Raw genomic sequence first — 17,738 nt, 5'->3', positions numbered from 1 at the left:
ATTGACCTATTTGTTTCAATTATTTCAGATATGTTACTAACGACTTACTTTTTGTCGTGAATTTAAATATAGTTTCCATGAGTGGAGGAAAGAAGATGAATTGGTTAGGGTCTGACTATAACGTAATGACACAAGCTGTCAATCGAACGGTTATGGCACAGGAAGTCATCGCTAAGAACATCTCGAATGTCGATACGCCTGGGTATAAGGCAAAGCGTGTCACGTTTGGAGATGTGCTCGATTCAGAGATGAAAATGAGTTTAAAGCGACATGCAACAATCGGAACTTCTGGTAGCATCGTCGATCGACCAAATACGATGCGTAACGATGGAAATGGTGTCGATATCGATCTTGAGATGTCTGAATTATCACGCAATCAAATTGAGTACGAGGCGTTGGTCGAACAGTTGAATCGCAAATTCTCTGGCATTCAGTCTGTTATCCGAGGAGGAAAGTAATCGATGAGTATGTTCAACGGATTTCATACGTCTGCATCCGGGTTAACTGCCCAGCGTTTGCGACTCGATACAGTCTCGGCAAACATCGCGAATGCTCAAACGACAAGAGGTGAGCTCGTCAATGGACAGTGGCAACCGTATGCGAGAAAACTCGCTGTGTTGAAAGAGACCGCCAATGGTGTCACGGTCAGTGAATTGAAGAAGGATCCTGAACCATTCAAATTAGAATATAATCCGACGCATCCAGATGCGGATGAACTCGGGTACGTCAAGATGCCTAATGTCGATATCTTAAAAGAAATGGTCGACATGATGGGCGCGACACGCTCTTACGAAGCGAACGTAACGGCTTTGAACGCGACAAAAGCGATGCTCGTCAAAGCGATGGAGATTGGTAAATAAGTAGAGGAGATGACGAGATGGCAATTCAACCTATTCAAAACATGCAGATGGTACTACCCACGCAGACGGTCGCTAAGACGACACCAAGTGATTTTAGTGAGGTGCTCAGCGAAGCGATGAACGGACTGAATGCAACGCAACACGCCTCATCTCAAGCTCGTGTCGATCTCGCGACAGGGAAGACGACGGATTTACATAACATCATGATTAAAACAGAAGAGGCATCGCTTTCTATGCAACTCGCCCTTGAAGTCCGAAACAAAGGCATCGAAGCATACCAAGAAATGATGCGTATGCAACTGTGACTGTTAAGGAAAGCGTGGGAGATGTTGAATGAACGAACGTTTAAAAGCTCGATTGGGAGCAATGAATACAACATGGAAAGAATGGTCACTTGCGAAAAAGGCGACGATTTTAGGAATCATCGTCGTCGTTTTAGCGGCGTTGATTGTTGCGATCATCTGGTTATCTAAACCAACAATGACGCCTCTTTATTCGAAGCTATCCCCTCAAGAGGCGGGGCAAGTGACGGAAAAGCTAAATGAAGATGGAATCGCATCGGAAGTCGTCACTGAAGCAAATGGCGTGACGATACTTGTTCCAGAAGCAAACGTTGAAAACTTAAAAGTCGAATTAGCGACGGCTGGTATACCAAAATCCGGTCAAATCGACTATTCCTTCTTCAGTGAAAACGCTGGATTCGGAACGACGGATAAAGAGATGAACATTCTCGAACGCGATACGATGCAGACGGAACTTGAAAACTTGATCACACAAGTTAATGGGATCGAGTCAGCAAAAGTCATGATCACGCTCCCGGAGAAGAGTGTTTTTCTATCTGATGAAAAGGAATCTTCAACGGTTTCTGTCGTCTTGACTTCTAGCGCGGGTAGTAATCTTAACAATCAAACGGTTCAAGGGTTGTATCATTTGATTGCAAAGAGTATTCCGAACCTTAAAGAAGAAAACATTACGATCATGGATCAGTATTTTACGTATTACGAGCCAGGATCTGCTACGCAAACAGCGGGCGGAACCGATCCGATGGCGCTGAAGAAAACGACGGAAAACGATTTACGCAAGCAGATTCAGCAGATGCTATCTGTCGTTCTCGGTCCACAAAAAGCACTCGTTTCAGTCACGGCAGATGTCGATGTCACGAAACGTCAGGAAGAACAAAAGCTTGTTGAGCCAGTAGATCCCGATAAAATCGAAGGGATCGTCACGTCTGCTGAAAAAGTAGCAGAAGCGTACACAGGCTCTGCAAATGCTGGTACAGCAGGTACGGGGCAAAATGAGACGACGAATTTCCCGGCGGGTACTGGAACGACGGGTGATACGAGTGAGAAAACACACGATATCATCAACTACGAAGTCAATCGAATCACAAAACAAATCACAGGAGCTCCTTACGAGATTCGTGATTTAGGAATTCAAATCATTGTCGAGCCACCAAAAGGTCAGAATCAGATCGATCCACAACTACAAACTGACTTACAGACGATGATGTACTCCATCATCCGGACATCATTAACGAAGACAGATGCGAAAGCAACGCTGACGGATGCAGAACTTGCCAATAAGGTCGTTGTCATGTCTCGACCATTCGCGGAAACGACGGCAGCGACGAAAACGACGACGGCAACACCGGTGTGGGTTTGGTTCGCCCTTGGTGGAGCGGCAATCCTCGTCATTGGAGCAGTCATCCTCCTCATGCGTCGACGGAGAGCGAATGAAATCGAAGAACTTGAGGAATGGACACCGATTGAGACGGAAATTCCGGAATTATCAACAGAAGATACGAGCGATGGTGCAGTCAAACGCAAACAGCTTGAAAAACTCGCTGAATCCAATCCGGATGAGTTTGCGAAATTATTACGTACTTGGTTAGCGGAGGATTGATGAGATGAAGAAGCTAGAAATGAACAGTCGAGAAAAGGCTGCGATTCTCATGATTTCGTTAGGTCCTGAAGTCGCTGCCAGTGTATATAAACATTTATCGGAAGAAGAGATGGAATGGTTGACCCTTCAAATCTCAAGTATGAAACGAGTCGATCCAGAAGATAAGTTAGTCGTTCTCGATGAGTTTCATGAACTAGCGATGGCGCAAAACTACATCACTCAAGGTGGAATTGGGTTTGCTAAATCGGTTCTAGAGAAGGCACTTGGTGAAGAAAAGGCGATGGAACTCATCTATCGCCTGACATCGACGTTACAAGTCCGACCGTTTGAGTTTGCACGAAAGGCAGACCCAAAACAGCTATTGAACTTCATTCAAAATGAACATCCGCAAACAATCGCGCTTGTTCTTGCCCATCTTGATCCTGCCAAATCAGGACAGATTCTCTCGGAGCTACCGGCAGAAGCACAATCTGATGTAGCACGGCGGATTGCGACGATGGACAGAATGAACCCGGAGATCATTAGCGAAGTAGAGCAAATTCTCGAACGGAATCTGTCACAAGCAGGTATGCAAGATTTTGCGCAGTCTGGCGGTATCGAGGCGGTCGTTCAAGTATTGAACGGGGTCGACCGGACAACGGAACGAACGATTCTCGATACGCTCGAGATTCAGGATCCGGAACTCGCAGAAGAGATCAAAAAACGGATGTTCGTCTTCGAAGATATCGTCACGCTCGATGCACGGGCGATTCAGCGCATCATTCGCGAAGTATCGAACGAAGATCTACTGTTGGCACTCAAAGTATCGTCAGACGACGTCAAGGATATGGTCTACCGCAACATGTCACAACGGATGGTCGAATCGTTCAAAGAGGATATGGAATTCATGGGTCCTGTTCGTCTCCGAGACGTCGAAGAAGCACAAAGTCGAATCGTCGGAATCATCCGCCGCTTAGAAGACATGGGTGAGATCGTCGTGGCTCGTGGTGGAGGAGATGATATTGTTGTCTAACGTCATCAAAAGACAAGCTGTGATTGAACGACAGGAACGAACACTCGTTCAAGTCCGAAATGCTCAGGAAGAATCGGCAATCGTTCCAGATACGTTCTATGAAGAGCGGATGGCAGAAGGTCAAGCTGAACTAGAACGTCTTCGCCAGGTGATGGTTCTAGAGTTTGAACAGCGTCAGCATGAGTTTGAACAAGAACGTCTTCAGGCATTAGAGGAAGCACGTAAGCGAGGATATGAAGAAGGACATCAGGCTGGATTTGAAACAGGACGTGCGGAAGGACAAGCAACGTTCGAAGAGCAAATCGCAACGACAAATACGTTTACTGCACGAATCGAAGAGCAAAATCAAGAGCGATTGATGCGATTGGAACATGAATTATGTGTGCTTGGACTCCAGGTGACGCATCAGTTTCTAGAGCAGTTACATGATGAAGAAGAAGAGGCATTATACCAATTATTACATCAGTTGATCATTCAGTTCCGAGATCGTGAAAAGATCATTATCTACGCTTCACCAGCGGATTTTGAACGGGTCGTTCTGCTTGAAGAGCAGCTCCAAGGTGTTCTAGGTGCTAATGCGACGATTCAATTACGATTTGATCCAGCGCTTAAAGCACGCGATTATCGGATCGACTCGGAGAATGGAGCAATCACAGGTGGTTTGACAAGTGGCTTTGAAGTCCTACAAACCAAAATCAAAGAGGTTTTACATCATGTTTAACGTAAATGCGATTCAAGCCGCAGTTCGAGAAATTCGTCCGGAAGAACTCGTTCAGCATTCCGGAAAGGTCGTACAAGTGATTGGATTGATGATTGAATCACGTGGACCAACGGCTGTCGCAATCGGCGAGCGTTGTTTGATCCAAATTCAACAACGGCAGACGATTGAAGCGGAAGTCGTCGGTTTTAGAGAAGGTCACGTCCTACTTATGCCGTATGGTGAAACGACATCGATTGCTCCAGGCTCGATTGTTCTTGCGACAGGAAAACCACTCCACGTCCCGGTAGGGGATGAACTGATCGGTAAGGTGCTCGATGGTCTAGGGAGACCACTGGATGGGGAGTCATTAGAAAATTTACGTACGACATCAATCGTTCGTAAACCACCTAGTCCGTTGGAGCGACCTCGTATCAGTGATGTTCTCTCGACGGGCATCCGTGCCATCGATGGGCTACTGACAGTCGGTCAAGGGCAACGCGTTGGTTTATTTGCAGGATCAGGAGTTGGGAAGTCGACACTACTCGGTATGATTGCAAAACGATCGACAGCAGACATCAACGTCATTGCCTTGATTGGTGAACGAGGACGCGAAGTCAAGGAATTCGTGGAGGCAGAACTCGGTGAAGAAGGAATGAAACGCTCCATCTTGGTCGTAGCGACAAGTGATCAACCGCCACTTGTTCGTCTAAAAGGCGCCTATACGGCAACAGCCATCGCTGAACATTTTCGGGATCAAGGTAAGAATGTGGTCTTGATGATGGACTCTGTCACACGTTTTGCGATGGCACAACGAGAAATTGGTCTTGCGACAGGTGAACCGCCTGCGTCAAAAGGGTATACACCAAGCGTTTTTGCTCTTCTTCCTCAGTTACTCGAACGTAGCGGAAAAACGCAAGATGGCTCGATTACGGCTTTTTATACTGTGCTCGTCGATGGAGACGACATGAATGAACCGATTGCTGACGCTGTACGAGGGATCTTAGATGGTCATTTCGTTCTTGATCGTAATCTTGCGAACAAAGGACAGTTTCCGGCGATTCATGTCTTACGATCTATCAGTCGTGTCATGAATCAAATCACGACTGCTGAACAAAAGACAGCTGCCGTCGCATTTCGACAGCTGTTATCGACGTATCTTGATTCGGAAGACTTAATCAATATCGGCGCCTACAAAAAAGGGACGAACCCAGAAATTGATCGTGCCGTTGATAAATATCCGGAGCTGATCCGTTTTTTAAAACAACAAATCCATGAAGACAGTGACTTCGAGAGAGCTTGTCAGCAACTCATGGCAACGATTCAGTAAGGAGGACGGAAGATGAAGACGATTTATGAACGAATCATTCCTTTGGCTGAAGCAGAGAAAGATCGCGTCGCAAAAGAATTGAGCCTTCATAAAAAACAATATGAGATCGAAGTCGAAAAACTATACCATCTGCTCGTCCGTTATGAATCCTTTCTGAAAGCGCAAGATGAGATTGGCATCGTCGAATTAACGTCTTCGCAATATCGAGAGCGGGCTCGAGATGTCGTGAAGCAAGAAATCGAACGGCAACAACTGTACGTGACACAATCGAAAAATCGCTATGAACGCGCACAGGAAGCACTCGAACGAGCGTTGATCGAGGAGAAGAAGTTTAGTCGTCTGCAAGAGAATCATACGGTTGAAACGAAACGAATCGAGGCATTGACGGAACAAAATCAATTAGATGAACTGGCATTGTTACAGTTTGGAAGAGGACGGATGATATGAGTGAAAATAAAACGTCAAAAGGATGGATCTTACCTTTATTGATCATCCCTTTGATTTTAATCTTGCTGACAGCTTATTTCGTATTAAATTATGCGAATGGACGTCCATTGCTATCCTTACCGTTCGCAACGGAAAAAACGACTACGAATCAAGCAAATCCGTCAGCAGAACTCGAACGTCGTCTGAAAGTAGCGAATCAAGAAATTAAGAAACTACGCAATCAAAGCAAGGAACAATCGGATACTTTAAAAGCTAAAGAACAGGAAGTCGAACGTTTGATTGTAGAACGGGATCGTTTAAAACAAACACCGACGCCCGCGACGACGGATCAAACGAAGACGACGAAGAAAAAAGCAGCATCTGTGACTGATGTCTATGCTGAAATGGCACCAAAGGATGCTGCGCTCATCTTAAACGAACTCAGTCCGACAGAAGTCGTACCGATCATCGAGGACATCGATGCGGAACAACAGGCGGCGATCATTGCCAAGATGGATGCTAAAAAAGCGGCGGCCTTAACACAGCTACTCGCGACGAAGTAAGGAGGGAAGCCAGATGAACATGACGGAAGTAATACAATCATCTTCCCTGAACTTGAATGCTGAAACAGGGAAAAAAGGAGAGATGACCACGGTTGGTGGTCAATTCGCTTCGTTACTGGATTATCTGACGAAGTTACCAACAACGTCACCGTCACCGGTCTCAGCTGATTTGACAGCACTCGAGACGAAAGTGGAGACACCACTATTACCGGATTGGATACAAGAACTCGTAGATCAACCGGACGAGCTTCTCTCTTTACTGAAACAACCGGAACTAGAGGCGTTAAAACAAGAACCTAAGAAAATGGAACAACTACTAGCGTTCGTCAAACAATTGCTTGAGGGAAATGTCGAGCAGGCGAAAAATCAGTTCGATCAATTGCCACCATTGCTTCAGCAAGTCGTCTTGCAGACAGTAACGAACGATACGATCAAAATGAAAGATCATCATACGAACAACTTAAAACAACCAATACTTACAAAGATGGAAGGAGACATTTCCGCGTTGCCTGTGAAACAGACGCTCCCGCAAACTGGTCCTATTGTCGAAACGCTCAAGTCGGACACTGTAGCTGTAGCTGAGCAGGCAAAAGGAAAGACACCGCTTCCGTTGGCATTCGCTTCACTCATGCGAAAAGCGACCATACCCGTTGATCCAGAAGGAAAAGCCGCGCCGACTCCAATGAGCATGCCGATTTACAAAGGTGCCCCGTTGCAAACGATTCGTCCAGTGCCGCTACCCGTACCAGAACAGATTCAACAACGGATTGAAGCTGCACTTCAACAGGCACCGTTCTTAAAAGGTGCTGACGGGTCAACACGATTGTCAATTCGTCTTTATCCAGAGCAGCTTGGAGAGGTCGTCGTTCAACTCGATCGTAAGGAGGGGGCATTGACCGTCAAACTGTTTGCGAGTACTGAGCAAGCGAAACAATCGATCGAGCAACAACTCGGAAAATTGCAGACAGCTTTACACCAGCAGACGCCAGTCGTGAAGATCGAGACGGGGATGATCGCATCTAGTGCACGGGAGTTTCAACAGTCCTTCACACGTGATCAGCAGGAGCATGAGTCACCTTATCAAGAGACACCTGTTCCAGTAGAGGAAGAAGAGGAGGAAGACGATGACTGATGCAATCAAGACAGATGGTAGTTCATACCAGCTTCCTGAAAAGTCACAAGTACCGACGAATAAAGCGATGGATAAAGATATGTTCATGAAGATTCTGATTGCCCAGCTCTCGAATCAAGACCCGACGGCACCGATGGAAGATAAGGATTTCATCGCTCAGATGGCGCAGTTTTCTTCACTGGAACAGATGCAAGCAATCGGGAAGACGATGGACACGATGGTCTTGAACCAACATGCGACGGCGTTATTATCCTACAGCAATCTGATTGGTAAGAACGTCAGTTATGAAGCGGAGTCGAAGACGACTGATGCTTCAGGAGCAGAGCAGACGACGACCGTCGAAGAGACAGCCAGTGTCGTCAGCGTAAAGCGAGATGGACTGGATGTCGTGGCAGAGCTATCGAACGGAAAACAAATCAGTGTGTATGAGTTGACGCAGATTCAATCGAAGGAGGAAAAATAATGTTACGTTCAATGTATTCAGGAATCAGTGGGCTCAAGAACTTTCAGACGAAACTTGATGTCGTCGGGAATAACATCGCCAACGTCAATACGTTTGGTTATAAAAAAGGACGGGTGACGTTTAAGGATCTCGTCAGTCAATCGGTCGGTTCATCATCAGGTGCTGGTGGTAATGTCGGTGGGACGAACCCGAAACAGGTCGGTCTCGGAGCATCGATGTCAACAGTTGATAACGTGTATAACCAAGGTGCGCTTCAAAATACGGGTCGCGTCCTCGATGTCGGGATTTCTGGGGAAGGATTCTTCCAAGTTGTCACGGCAGAAGGGATTCGTTATACACGCTCTGGTAACTTCTATACCGATCTTGAAGGAAACTTGGTTACCGGCGACGGAAACTATTTGATTGGTAGTGACTCTCAAGCAATCGCAGATGGCGAGACACCACCGGTACCGCTTCCGGAAGCAGGTGGCGCAGGATTCCAAAAACTAAAAGTACCGACGGATGCACGTAACCTATCGATCGGGAAAGACGGTCTTGTCACTTATGTGGATACGACAGGTGCATTACAAAACGTCGGATACATCACGATTGCGAACTTTGCTAACCCAGGTGGTCTAGAAAAATCAGGTGTCAACGTGTTCGCAGCGTCGCAAAACTCAGGTGAGCCAGTACTTGGAACACCAAGTTTGAATGGGATGGGGCAATTGACATCTGGAACGCTCGAAATGTCAAACGTCGATTTATCAGAAGAGTTCACGGAGATGATCATCGCTCAACGTGGTTTCCAAGCGAATACGCGAATCATTACGACGTCTGACCAAGTTCTTGAGGAATTGGTCAACCTGAAACGATGATTACGCTAACGACATTACGTAATGCACCACTCGTACTAAACGCTATTCTGATTGAATCTGTCCGTTCCACTCCGGATACGACGATTCAACTCGTTGGCGGACAGATTTATGTCGTGAAGGAATCAATAGAAGAGGTCAAGGCAATCGCAATCGCTTTTTATCAACAAATCGGATTAGCGGGCTTGAACAGTGTAAGGAGGCTCGAAGATGGCCGAGGAAAAGAAGAAGAGTAAACTAAAAATCCCTTTAATCATGATCATTGTCGCAGCACTGATGGTTGGGGCAGGTTATATGATCATGAATTACTTTTTAGCTAATGATACGACAGAAGCAAAAGTCGAACAGCCGACGGGTGAAGAACTTGATGCACGAAGTCTTCAGACAGACGACTTGACGACGAACATCGCAGACGAACGGTTCTTGAATGTCCAATTCACGATCGTTACAGACGATCAAGCAACGCGTGATGATTTAGAATTACGAAAGTTTCAAATCAATAACATCATCTTAGGTGATTTATCTGCGATGAAAAAGTCGGACTTAGACTCAAAAGCGGATATGGAGAAGCTCGAAGAACGGTTACGGATGCAGTTCAAGAAGCTCATCCAAGAAGGTGATGTCCAGCGTGTCTATACGACGAAAAAAATCATCCAGTGAGGTGGCAGCATGAGCGAAGTATTATCCCAACATGAAATCGATGCCTTGCTATCAGCCATTTCAAGCGGAGATATGGAAGTCGAGGAAATCCGAAGCCAAGAGGAGCAGCGCCGTGTCAAAGTCTATGACTTTAAACGAGCGCTTCGCTTCTCAAAAGATCAATTACGGAATTTGACGCGTATCCATGAACAGTTCGCCCGAGTGTTGACGACGCATTTTTCTGCACAACTTCGGACGTACGTCCAGTTCACGGTCAATACAGTCGAGCAACTCCCGTACGATGAATTCATTCATTCTATTCCGAACATGACATTGATCAATCTTGTGAACCTTCATCCGCTTGATGGAAAAGTCTTGTTCGAAGTCAATCCGAACATTGCTTATGCGATGCTCGATCGATTACTTGGAGGACCGGGTGAAGGGATGAACAAGATTGAAAATTTGACGGAGATCGAGACGCGTATTCTGACACAATTGTTCAAACGTGCCTTCGTCCAATATGGCGCCGCTTGGGAATCGGTGACGGAAGTCGAGGCGGAGTACGACGATTTAGAAATCAATCCGCAGTTTCTACAGCTCGTTTCACCGAATGAGACGGTCATCCTCGTATCGATTTACGTAACGGTTGGAGAAGTGAGCGGTACGTTGAATGTCTGTTTGCCATTCGTGACCCTTGAATCCGTTCTTCCGAAATTATCAAGTCATTATTGGATGCAACAAGAAAAGCGAACGACAGCAGATAATCAAGAGTCTGAACACATGCAAACGCAGTTGATGAGTTCCGTCGTCGATTTAAAAGCAGTGCTCGGCCAAACAGAGCTATCGTTTGGTGAATTGTTACACCTCGAAGTAGGCGATTGTTTATCCCTGAAGACGCGAGCCTCGGATGCCGTCGATGTATTCGTCGATGACCGGAAGATGTTCAAAGCCCGACCGGGACTAAATGGGAAACACCTCGCTTTGCAAGTCTTACAACGAATTGAGGAGGAATAACATGAGCGATATGCTTTCGCAAGATGAAATCGATGCGTTGTTACGCGGAACGCCATCAAACGATGAACCGCAAGATTCGGACGCAGAGGAAATATTAGATGATATGGAAATCGATGCGCTAGGGGAAGTCGGAAACATCTCACTTGGGAATTCAGCAACGGCCTTATCGGCATTGTTGAATCAAAAAGTAGAAATCACGACACCACATGTTCGGATGATTTCGATGGAAGAATTACGAAGTCGTTATCCGATTCCGCACGTCGCGTTGCGTGTCGGCTATACAGAAGGATTTAAAGGAGAAAATGTCCTGATCCTGACACAGCGAGATGCTTCCGTCATCGCGAACCTGATGATGGGAGGTGATGGTGTCATTGATGAATCGCTTGAGATGGAGCCGATTGCTCTATCTGCTGTACAGGAAGCGATGAATCAGATGATGGGAGCTGCTGCGACATCGATGTCGACAGTGTTCTCCATGCGAATCGATATCTCACCACCTGCTGTTGAAATTTTTGATTTTTCACAAGATAAGAGCATTGTCGATAGCTTTTCTCTTTGGGAGAACATGGTCATCATCGAGTTTGATCTGAAGATTGGCACGATGATCGATTCAAAAATCGTTCAATTAGCACCACTGGATTTCTCAAAACAATTGATTCAAAAACTCTTTAGCGCGAGTACGACCCAACAAGCAGAACCTGCACCACAAGCAACGGCACAAGCGCAACCAGAACAACCACAACCACAAGCGCAACCGACACCGGCACCAGCGATGGAACAACGAACGGTCGTCCCACCACCTGAACCGAAAGCAACGCCAGTCGGTGTCAGTCCAGTTCAATTTAGTCAGTTAGGTGAGATGGAAGTAGAGGGCACGCCAGGAAATATCGGAATGTTATATGATGTTCCGTTGAACGTCACGGTTGAGTTAGGACGGACACGCCGCTCCGTTCGTGACATATTGGAATTAACACAAGGTTCTGTCATCGAGCTGGATAAACTGGCAGGGGAACCAGTTGACGTTCTTGTCAACAATACATTGATCGCAACGGGTGAAGTGGTCGTCATCGAAGAGAATTTCGGTGTACGCATTACGGAAATCGTAAATACAAAAGAACGTCTTCGGATGTTCTAAGGAGGAACTAATATGAGTGCAAAAGTATTAATCGTAGACGACGCCGCTTTCATGCGGATGATGATCAAGGAAATTCTATCGAAGAACGGCTATGATGTCGTCGGTGAAGCAGAAAACGGACGCGAAGCGGTCACGAAGTATAAGGAATTGACACCAGACCTCGTCACGCTAGACATTACGATGCCTGAGATGGACGGAATCTCTGCGCTTAAAGAAATCAAAGCATTCAATCCTGCCGCTAAAGTCATCATGTGTTCAGCGATGGGGCAACAGTCGATGGTCATCGACGCGATTCAAGCAGGTGCAAAAGATTTCATCGTCAAACCGTTCCAAGCGGATCGTGTGCTTGAAGCGGTCTCGAAAACTGTCTCGTCATGAAAAAAGTGACTTTGCTGATTTGTCTTCTGTTTCTGCTGACACTTCCTGTACAAGCTGAAACGGTCGAAGAAAAATTAAATCCAACCAAGAACGATGCACCGACGACTCAGCAAGTCGATGAGAGTCCTTCCATGGCATTGACCATCTTTAAAGGAGTCGTCGTTCTCGTCGTCTTGATCGGCGGATTCATCCTCGTGACACGTTTTATTCACGAGCGGACGCGAGGCGTCAGACATTCCGGACGATTGACCCATCTAGGTGGTGTACCACTTGGTAAGGATCGATCGGTTCAGTTAGTGAAAGTGCAGAATAAGATTTATGTCGTCGGTGTTGGTGAGAACGTACAACTCTTAGACACGCTGGACGATTTAGAGGGATACGAACCGACGGATCTTGAAGAGGCATCTTCGAAATCAGCACCTTCACCATTTCTTGAGACGTTCAAACAACAACTCGAGCAACTGCAGAAGAATCGAGGGCGCTCATGAATACGATTGAAAACCTGATCTCACTCGATACTCCGTCAGGAACAGCAACATCGATTAAACTGCTCGTATTACTGACGTTGTTATCACTGGCGCCCTCGTTACTAATCTTAATGACTTGTTTCACGCGTGTCGTCGTCGTGTTGTCGTTCGTCCGTTCGGCTCTCGGAACACAACAGACGCCGCCGAACCAGCTACTCGTCGGACTGGCCTTATTCATTACGCTTTTCGTCATGTCGCCCGTCATATCGGAATTAAACACGACGGCTTTAAAACCATACATGGCTGATAAAATTAGTCAAGATGAAGCGTTTGATAAAGCAGGAGATACGATGAAACGCTTCATGTCGAAGCACACGCGAACGAATGATTTAGAACTATTCTTAAAATACGGTAATTATGAAAAACCGGAAAAGATTGAAGATATTCCACTCGTCGCACTCGTTCCAGCATATGCGATTAGTGAATTGAAGACAGCCTTCCAAATCGGCTTCATGATCTTCATTCCTTTCCTTGTCATCGACATGGTCGTCTCGAGTGTTTTGATGTCGATGGGAATGATGATGTTACCGCCAGTCATGATTGCGTTACCGTTTAAATTGCTGTTATTTATTTTAGTCGATGGCTGGCACCTGATTGTTGAATCACTGCTCGTCAGTATGCGTTAGGGGGAGAAAAGATGACTCAAGAAATGATTATTCAGTTGGCGAGTTCTGCTGTCTGGACATTACTCAAAGTATCGGCCCCCTTGTTACTCGTCTCGCTCGTCGTCGGTCTGCTCGTCAGTATTTTGCAGGCGACGACGCAGATTCAGGAACAGACGTTATCGTTTGTTCCAAAGATCGTTGCCGTGTTTTTAGCACTCGTCTTCTTTGGACCTTGGATTATGCAGGAGTTACAGACCTTTACGATTGATCTATTCAAACAAATCGCTGAGGTTTCCCGAAAATGACATTACTTTCTTTCCTGAGTGTTTTTCTGCTCGTCTTTGGACGGATCGTCGGTTTTCTCGTTGCGGCGCCTTTGTTTTCATCAAGACAATTACCAGCGCAACATAAATTAGCACTTGCAGCGGGTCTTGCTTACTTTGCGAGTTACGCCGTGAAGACGGACGTTCGTGTAGAAGACTTCGATTTTTTCTTTCGGATGGGAACGGAAGTCTTAGTGGGTCTAGCTCTTGGCTTACTTGCCAGTTTTTTATTATACGCCCCACAAATTGCGGGTTCGATCATTGATTTACAGATGGGTCTTGCGATGGCTTCCGCTTATGATCCGATGTTTGGCGGACAGTCACCAATCGTCGGACGATTTTATTACATGCTGACGTTACTCGTCCTGCTCGCTTCTGATATGCATCTCATTTTACTGGACGGCATCTACACGAGTTTTCAAATCTTTCCGCCGGGCAGTCTGATTGCGGTATCAGGCGACGCAGGAATGAGTTTGGTCATCCGTGTCGTCGGACTTGCGATGTTGACTGCCTTACAAATGGCGATGCCACTTGTTGTTTCACTCTTTTTAGTGGATCTCGCACTTGGTTTCTTAGCGAAAACGGCACCCCAGTTCAACATTTTTGCGATTGGTTTTTCCGTCAAACTGTTAATGGGATACGCGATTCTGTTTTTATTAGCAGGAGCGACGATCACAGGAATCGGTCGATTCGTTCCATTGTTGCAAGATGTACTTGCAGACGCCATTCGATTACTAGGAGGTTAAGGACATGCATTCATATCGATTACGCCTTGATCTTCAGTACTTCGCTGGTGAGAAGACGGAAAAAGCGACACCTCGAAAGCGGGATGACTCGCGTAAAAAGGGACAGGTCGCAAAATCAGCAGATTTAACGAGCAGTTTTATGTTATTCGCGATGTTTCTTGTTCTCTATTTTTTCGGTCCATTTCTAGGACGGCGATTCGTACTCGTCCTACAAGATGGTCTCAGTGCAAGTCAAGTTCTGCAAGCCGTCGAAGAGGGACGAATTGAACAGATTTTAGTCGAGATGCTGATACAAATGGGGATTTTAGTCGCCCCCTTCTTTTTAACAGCGGTCGTCATCGGGATCCTTGGAAACTTCGTTCAGATTGGTGTGCTCTTAAGTGGTGAGGCGATTCAGCCGAAGCTGGACCGGATCAATCCGCTTCAAGGCGTCAAACGGATCGTTAGCGTTAAAGCACTCGTCGAGTTTTTGAAATCCGTTTTTAAATTGTTAGTCATCGGTGTCACGAGTGGCACTGTTCTGTGGAATAACAAGGTCGAGATTTCGAGGCTGACCTCGGAACCAATCGGCGATGCGTTAGCTATCATTGGTCATTTAACATTTTTGCTCGGTTTGTCGGTCAGTATCGCCTTGATCGCGTTAGCCATTCTGGACTTCGCATATCAAAAATTTGATTTTGAAAAGTCGATTCGAATGAGTAAACAGGATTTAAAGGATGAGCATAAGAATACGGAAGGTGACCCTCAAATCAAAGGAAAGATTAAACAACAACAACGGGAGATGGCGATGCGGCGGATGATGCAAGAAATACCGAATGCCGACGTCGTCATCACGAACCCGACCCATTATGCGGTAGCGATTCAATACGATGACGGAAAACATATGGCACCGATCGTCGTTGCAAAAGGCGTAGATGCTGTCGCGTTCCGGATTCGGGAGAAGGCGACAGCAGCTGATGTCCCGATTGTTGAAAATCGTCCGCTGGCGCGGGCGTTGTTCGCTCAAACAGAGATTGGTATGGCAGTGGATGAAACGTTCTATCAGGCGCTCGCTGAAACACTCGCCTTTGTCTATCAACTGAAACAAGCAAAATGAAAGGATGAAGCATCATGAGTATATCAACACGAGATTTAACGGTTCTGCTAGGCGTCATCATGATCGTCTTCATGCTCGTCATTCCACTGCCCGCTATCATGCTCGATTTTTTAATCATCATCAATATCTTAATTGCTTTGATGGTATTACTCGTTGCGATGAATGCCAAAGAGGCACTTGAGTTTTCTGTATTTCCGACGTTGTTATTGATCGTCACCTTGTTTCGTCTGGCACTTAACGTCTCGACGACACGGGCGATCCTATCAAACGGAAATGGTGGCGAAGTCATTGAAGCATTCGGTGACTTCGTCGTCGGCGGAAATGCGCTCGTCGGATTCGTCGTCTTCTTGATTCTCGTCTTGATCCAGTTCCTCGTCATCACGAAAGGTTCGGAACGAGTTTCGGAAGTGTCGGCACGTTTTACGCTTGATGCGATGCCCGGAAAACAGATGGCAATCGATGCCGACTTGAACTCCGGCATGATTGACGAAGTGCAAGCCCGGACCCGCCGCCAAAAAATTCAATCGGAAGCAGACTTTTATGGGGCGATGGACGGGGCCTCGAAGTTCGTTAAAGGAGATGCGATCGCTGGTATCATCATTGTCATCATTAACTTGATCTTTGGAATGATCATCGGTGTCGTTCAGCAAGGCTTACCGATGGCGGAGTCAGTCAAATTGTATACGTTGTTAACAGTTGGGGACGGTCTCGTCAGTCAGATTCCAGCACTGTTGATTTCGGTTGCGACCGGAATCATTGTCACGCGCTCGACATCCGACGGAAATCTTGGTGAAGATGTCATCGGTCAATTGACACGCACACCATTACTTGTCGGAATCGCAGCTGGAGCAATCTTCTTACTCGGGCTGTTTACTGCGATTCCCGATTACGTCACGATGCCGATTGCAGCGTTATTTGGCTTCTTCGCTTGGCGAATGAAGCAGACGACGAAGACGATGCAAGAAGAGGTCGCGGTTGAGGAAGCGCCGAGCGAAAACTTGCGTTCGAGTGAATCGGTCATTTCCTTACTGAATGTCGATACGATTGAATTTGAATTCGGTTACGGTTTGATTCCACTCGCTGATGAAGCGCAAGGTGGCGATTTACTCGATCGTGTCGTCATGATTCGTCGGCAGCTAGCACTCGAACTTGGATTCGTTCTACCGACCGTTCGGATTCGTGATCATCTGCAGTTATCACCGAACCAGTACCGAATCAAGATTCGCGGAAGTGAGATGGCAAGTGGTGAGCTATTACTGGATCATTATTTAGCGATGAGCCCGGGTGTCGATGATCCAGAAATTCGAGGTATTGAGACGGTTGAGCCAGCCTTCGGTATGCCGGCGCTCTGGATCGATGAACAGACACGCAGTCGAGCAGAGATGTCAGGCTATACGGTCGTTGATCCACCATCCGTCGTTGCGACACATTTAACGGAGCTATTGAAGAAACATGCAGCTGAGTTACTCGGTCGAGAAGAGACGAAACAGTTGGTTGATCATTTAAAGGAATCACATCCGATTTTGGTCGAGGAAGTAACACCACAACTGTTATCAATCGGGGAACTTCAAAAAGTATTCGTTCAATTATTAAAAGAAAAAGTCTCGATTCGAAATCTACCATTGATTTTTGAAACGCTCGCGGACTATGCAGCTGTGACGAAAGACAGCGAACTGCTTGCTGAATATGTCCGTCAATCCTTATCGCGTCAAATTACGGAACAAGTCATGCAAGGAGATGTCTTACATGTCGTGACGGTCTCGAGTGAGATGGAACTGGATATCCAGTCGGCCATCCAAAAGACGGAGTTCGGAAATTATTTGGCGCTTGATCCCGAAAAGGCGACACGTTTCATCGAGACGTTACAGGAGCGAGCAACGGAATTCGAACGGTACGGGGCGCATCCGATCATCCTGACTTCTCCAAGTATCCGGATGTTCGTCCGTCAATTGACAGAACGGTATTTTCCAGATATTCCGATTTTGTCTTATAACGAATTAATGCCGACGATTGAAGTTAAGAGTATTGGGGTGATTTAA

Annotated in this window: 23 protein-coding genes; all 23 read left to right on the top strand. The window is 46.4% G+C overall.

What is annotated here, in order from left to right:
• Window positions 1-95 precede the first annotated feature (95 nt).
• Genes flgB through flhA form a run of 23 tightly spaced genes read left to right on the top strand, consistent with a single transcriptional unit; the run spans window position 96 to window position 17,738 of the window.
• Complete coding sequence (gene flgB, locus B3G15_RS08830) at window positions 96-458, top strand: flagellar basal body rod protein FlgB (RefSeq protein ID WP_029342079.1); 363 nt, start codon at window positions 96-98, stop codon at window positions 456-458.
• Window positions 459-461: 3 nt separating this feature from the next.
• Window positions 462-860, top strand: coding sequence for a flagellar basal body rod protein FlgC (gene flgC / locus B3G15_RS08825; RefSeq protein ID WP_029342078.1), 399 nt, complete (start codon window positions 462-464; stop codon window positions 858-860).
• Window positions 861-877: 17 nt separating this feature from the next.
• Window positions 878-1,165, top strand: coding sequence for a flagellar hook-basal body complex protein FliE (gene fliE / locus B3G15_RS08820; protein ID WP_029342077.1), 288 nt, complete (start codon window positions 878-880; stop codon window positions 1,163-1,165).
• A 28-nt stretch (window positions 1,166-1,193) separates the two neighbouring features.
• Window positions 1,194-2,762: a flagellar basal-body MS-ring/collar protein FliF gene (fliF, locus tag B3G15_RS08815; protein ID WP_133207508.1), complete on the top strand. Its 1,569-nt coding sequence runs from the start codon at window positions 1,194-1,196 to the stop codon at window positions 2,760-2,762.
• 4 nt (window positions 2,763-2,766) lie between these two features.
• Window positions 2,767-3,774 (top strand): flagellar motor switch protein FliG, encoded by a 1,008-nt coding sequence (fliG, locus tag B3G15_RS08810; protein ID WP_050677479.1) that lies wholly within the window; start codon window positions 2,767-2,769, stop codon window positions 3,772-3,774.
• Window positions 3,758-4,495 (top strand): FliH/SctL family protein, encoded by a 738-nt coding sequence (locus B3G15_RS08805; RefSeq protein ID WP_214859798.1) that lies wholly within the window; start codon window positions 3,758-3,760, stop codon window positions 4,493-4,495. The genes fliG and B3G15_RS08805 overlap by 17 nt, the downstream gene beginning before the upstream one ends.
• Window positions 4,488-5,801, top strand: coding sequence for a flagellar protein export ATPase FliI (fliI, locus tag B3G15_RS08800; RefSeq protein WP_064299651.1), 1,314 nt, complete (start codon window positions 4,488-4,490; stop codon window positions 5,799-5,801). Before B3G15_RS08805 ends, fliI begins: the two co-directional genes overlap by 8 nt.
• Before the next feature lie 12 nt (window positions 5,802-5,813).
• Window positions 5,814-6,248: a flagellar export protein FliJ gene (locus tag B3G15_RS08795; RefSeq protein WP_029342072.1), complete on the top strand. Its 435-nt coding sequence runs from the start codon at window positions 5,814-5,816 to the stop codon at window positions 6,246-6,248.
• Window positions 6,245-6,790, top strand: coding sequence for a MotE family protein (locus B3G15_RS08790; RefSeq protein ID WP_214727173.1), 546 nt, complete (start codon window positions 6,245-6,247; stop codon window positions 6,788-6,790). Before B3G15_RS08795 ends, B3G15_RS08790 begins: the two co-directional genes overlap by 4 nt.
• A gap of 13 nt (window positions 6,791-6,803) precedes the next feature.
• Window positions 6,804-7,922 carry a flagellar hook-length control protein FliK gene (locus B3G15_RS08785; RefSeq protein WP_214859800.1) on the top strand — a complete coding sequence of 373 codons (1,119 nt, stop codon included), beginning with the start codon at window positions 6,804-6,806 and terminating at the stop codon, window positions 7,920-7,922.
• Window positions 7,915-8,385, top strand: a complete 471-nt coding sequence (locus B3G15_RS08780) for a flagellar hook capping FlgD N-terminal domain-containing protein (RefSeq protein ID WP_214859802.1) — start codon at window positions 7,915-7,917, stop codon at window positions 8,383-8,385. The genes B3G15_RS08785 and B3G15_RS08780 overlap by 8 nt, the downstream gene beginning before the upstream one ends.
• A complete protein-coding gene (flgG, locus tag B3G15_RS08775; protein WP_029342068.1) occupies window positions 8,385-9,239 on the top strand; it encodes a flagellar basal body rod protein FlgG in 855 nt (284 codons plus the stop codon). The genes B3G15_RS08780 and flgG overlap by 1 nt, the downstream gene beginning before the upstream one ends.
• Window positions 9,236-9,472 (top strand): flagellar FlbD family protein, encoded by a 237-nt coding sequence (locus B3G15_RS08770; RefSeq protein WP_029342067.1) that lies wholly within the window; start codon window positions 9,236-9,238, stop codon window positions 9,470-9,472. Before flgG ends, B3G15_RS08770 begins: the two co-directional genes overlap by 4 nt.
• Window positions 9,447-9,896 carry a flagellar basal body-associated FliL family protein gene (locus B3G15_RS08765; protein WP_029342066.1) on the top strand — a complete coding sequence of 150 codons (450 nt, stop codon included), beginning with the start codon at window positions 9,447-9,449 and terminating at the stop codon, window positions 9,894-9,896. The genes B3G15_RS08770 and B3G15_RS08765 overlap by 26 nt, the downstream gene beginning before the upstream one ends.
• Before the next feature lie 9 nt (window positions 9,897-9,905).
• Window positions 9,906-10,889 (top strand): flagellar motor switch protein FliM, encoded by a 984-nt coding sequence (gene fliM / locus B3G15_RS08760; protein WP_029342065.1) that lies wholly within the window; start codon window positions 9,906-9,908, stop codon window positions 10,887-10,889.
• A gap of 1 nt (window position 10,890) precedes the next feature.
• Window positions 10,891-12,024, top strand: coding sequence for a flagellar motor switch phosphatase FliY (gene fliY, locus B3G15_RS08755; RefSeq protein WP_149427590.1), 1,134 nt, complete (start codon window positions 10,891-10,893; stop codon window positions 12,022-12,024).
• A gap of 12 nt (window positions 12,025-12,036) precedes the next feature.
• Window positions 12,037-12,402, top strand: a complete 366-nt coding sequence (locus B3G15_RS08750) for a response regulator (protein ID WP_029342063.1) — start codon at window positions 12,037-12,039, stop codon at window positions 12,400-12,402.
• The gene (locus B3G15_RS08745) at window positions 12,399-12,890 is read left to right on the top strand and encodes a flagellar biosynthetic protein FliO (RefSeq protein ID WP_290720072.1); all 492 of its coding nucleotides are present in this window, start codon (window positions 12,399-12,401) and stop codon (window positions 12,888-12,890) included. Before B3G15_RS08750 ends, B3G15_RS08745 begins: the two co-directional genes overlap by 4 nt.
• A complete protein-coding gene (gene fliP / locus B3G15_RS08740; RefSeq protein WP_029342061.1) occupies window positions 12,887-13,555 on the top strand; it encodes a flagellar type III secretion system pore protein FliP in 669 nt (222 codons plus the stop codon). Before B3G15_RS08745 ends, fliP begins: the two co-directional genes overlap by 4 nt.
• 11 nt (window positions 13,556-13,566) lie before the next feature.
• The gene (fliQ, locus tag B3G15_RS08735) at window positions 13,567-13,839 is read left to right on the top strand and encodes a flagellar biosynthesis protein FliQ (protein WP_023468705.1); all 273 of its coding nucleotides are present in this window, start codon (window positions 13,567-13,569) and stop codon (window positions 13,837-13,839) included.
• On the top strand, window positions 13,836-14,603 hold the full coding sequence (gene fliR / locus B3G15_RS08730) for a flagellar biosynthetic protein FliR (protein ID WP_029342060.1): 768 nt from the start codon (window positions 13,836-13,838) through the stop codon (window positions 14,601-14,603). The genes fliQ and fliR overlap by 4 nt, the downstream gene beginning before the upstream one ends.
• Before the next feature lie 4 nt (window positions 14,604-14,607).
• Window positions 14,608-15,699 (top strand): flagellar biosynthesis protein FlhB, encoded by a 1,092-nt coding sequence (flhB, locus tag B3G15_RS08725; protein WP_029342059.1) that lies wholly within the window; start codon window positions 14,608-14,610, stop codon window positions 15,697-15,699.
• A gap of 14 nt (window positions 15,700-15,713) precedes the next feature.
• Complete coding sequence (flhA, locus tag B3G15_RS08720) at window positions 15,714-17,738, top strand: flagellar biosynthesis protein FlhA (RefSeq protein ID WP_149427588.1); 2,025 nt, start codon at window positions 15,714-15,716, stop codon at window positions 17,736-17,738.

Source organism: Exiguobacterium sp. UBA1053, assembly GCF_002316465.1.
In the GTDB taxonomy this organism is placed as follows: Bacteria; Bacillota; Bacilli; order Exiguobacteriales; family Exiguobacteriaceae; genus Exiguobacterium_A; species Exiguobacterium_A abrahamii.
The sequence above is the reverse complement of the archived record's forward strand: the minus strand, read 5'-3'. Positions and strand labels throughout refer to the sequence as shown.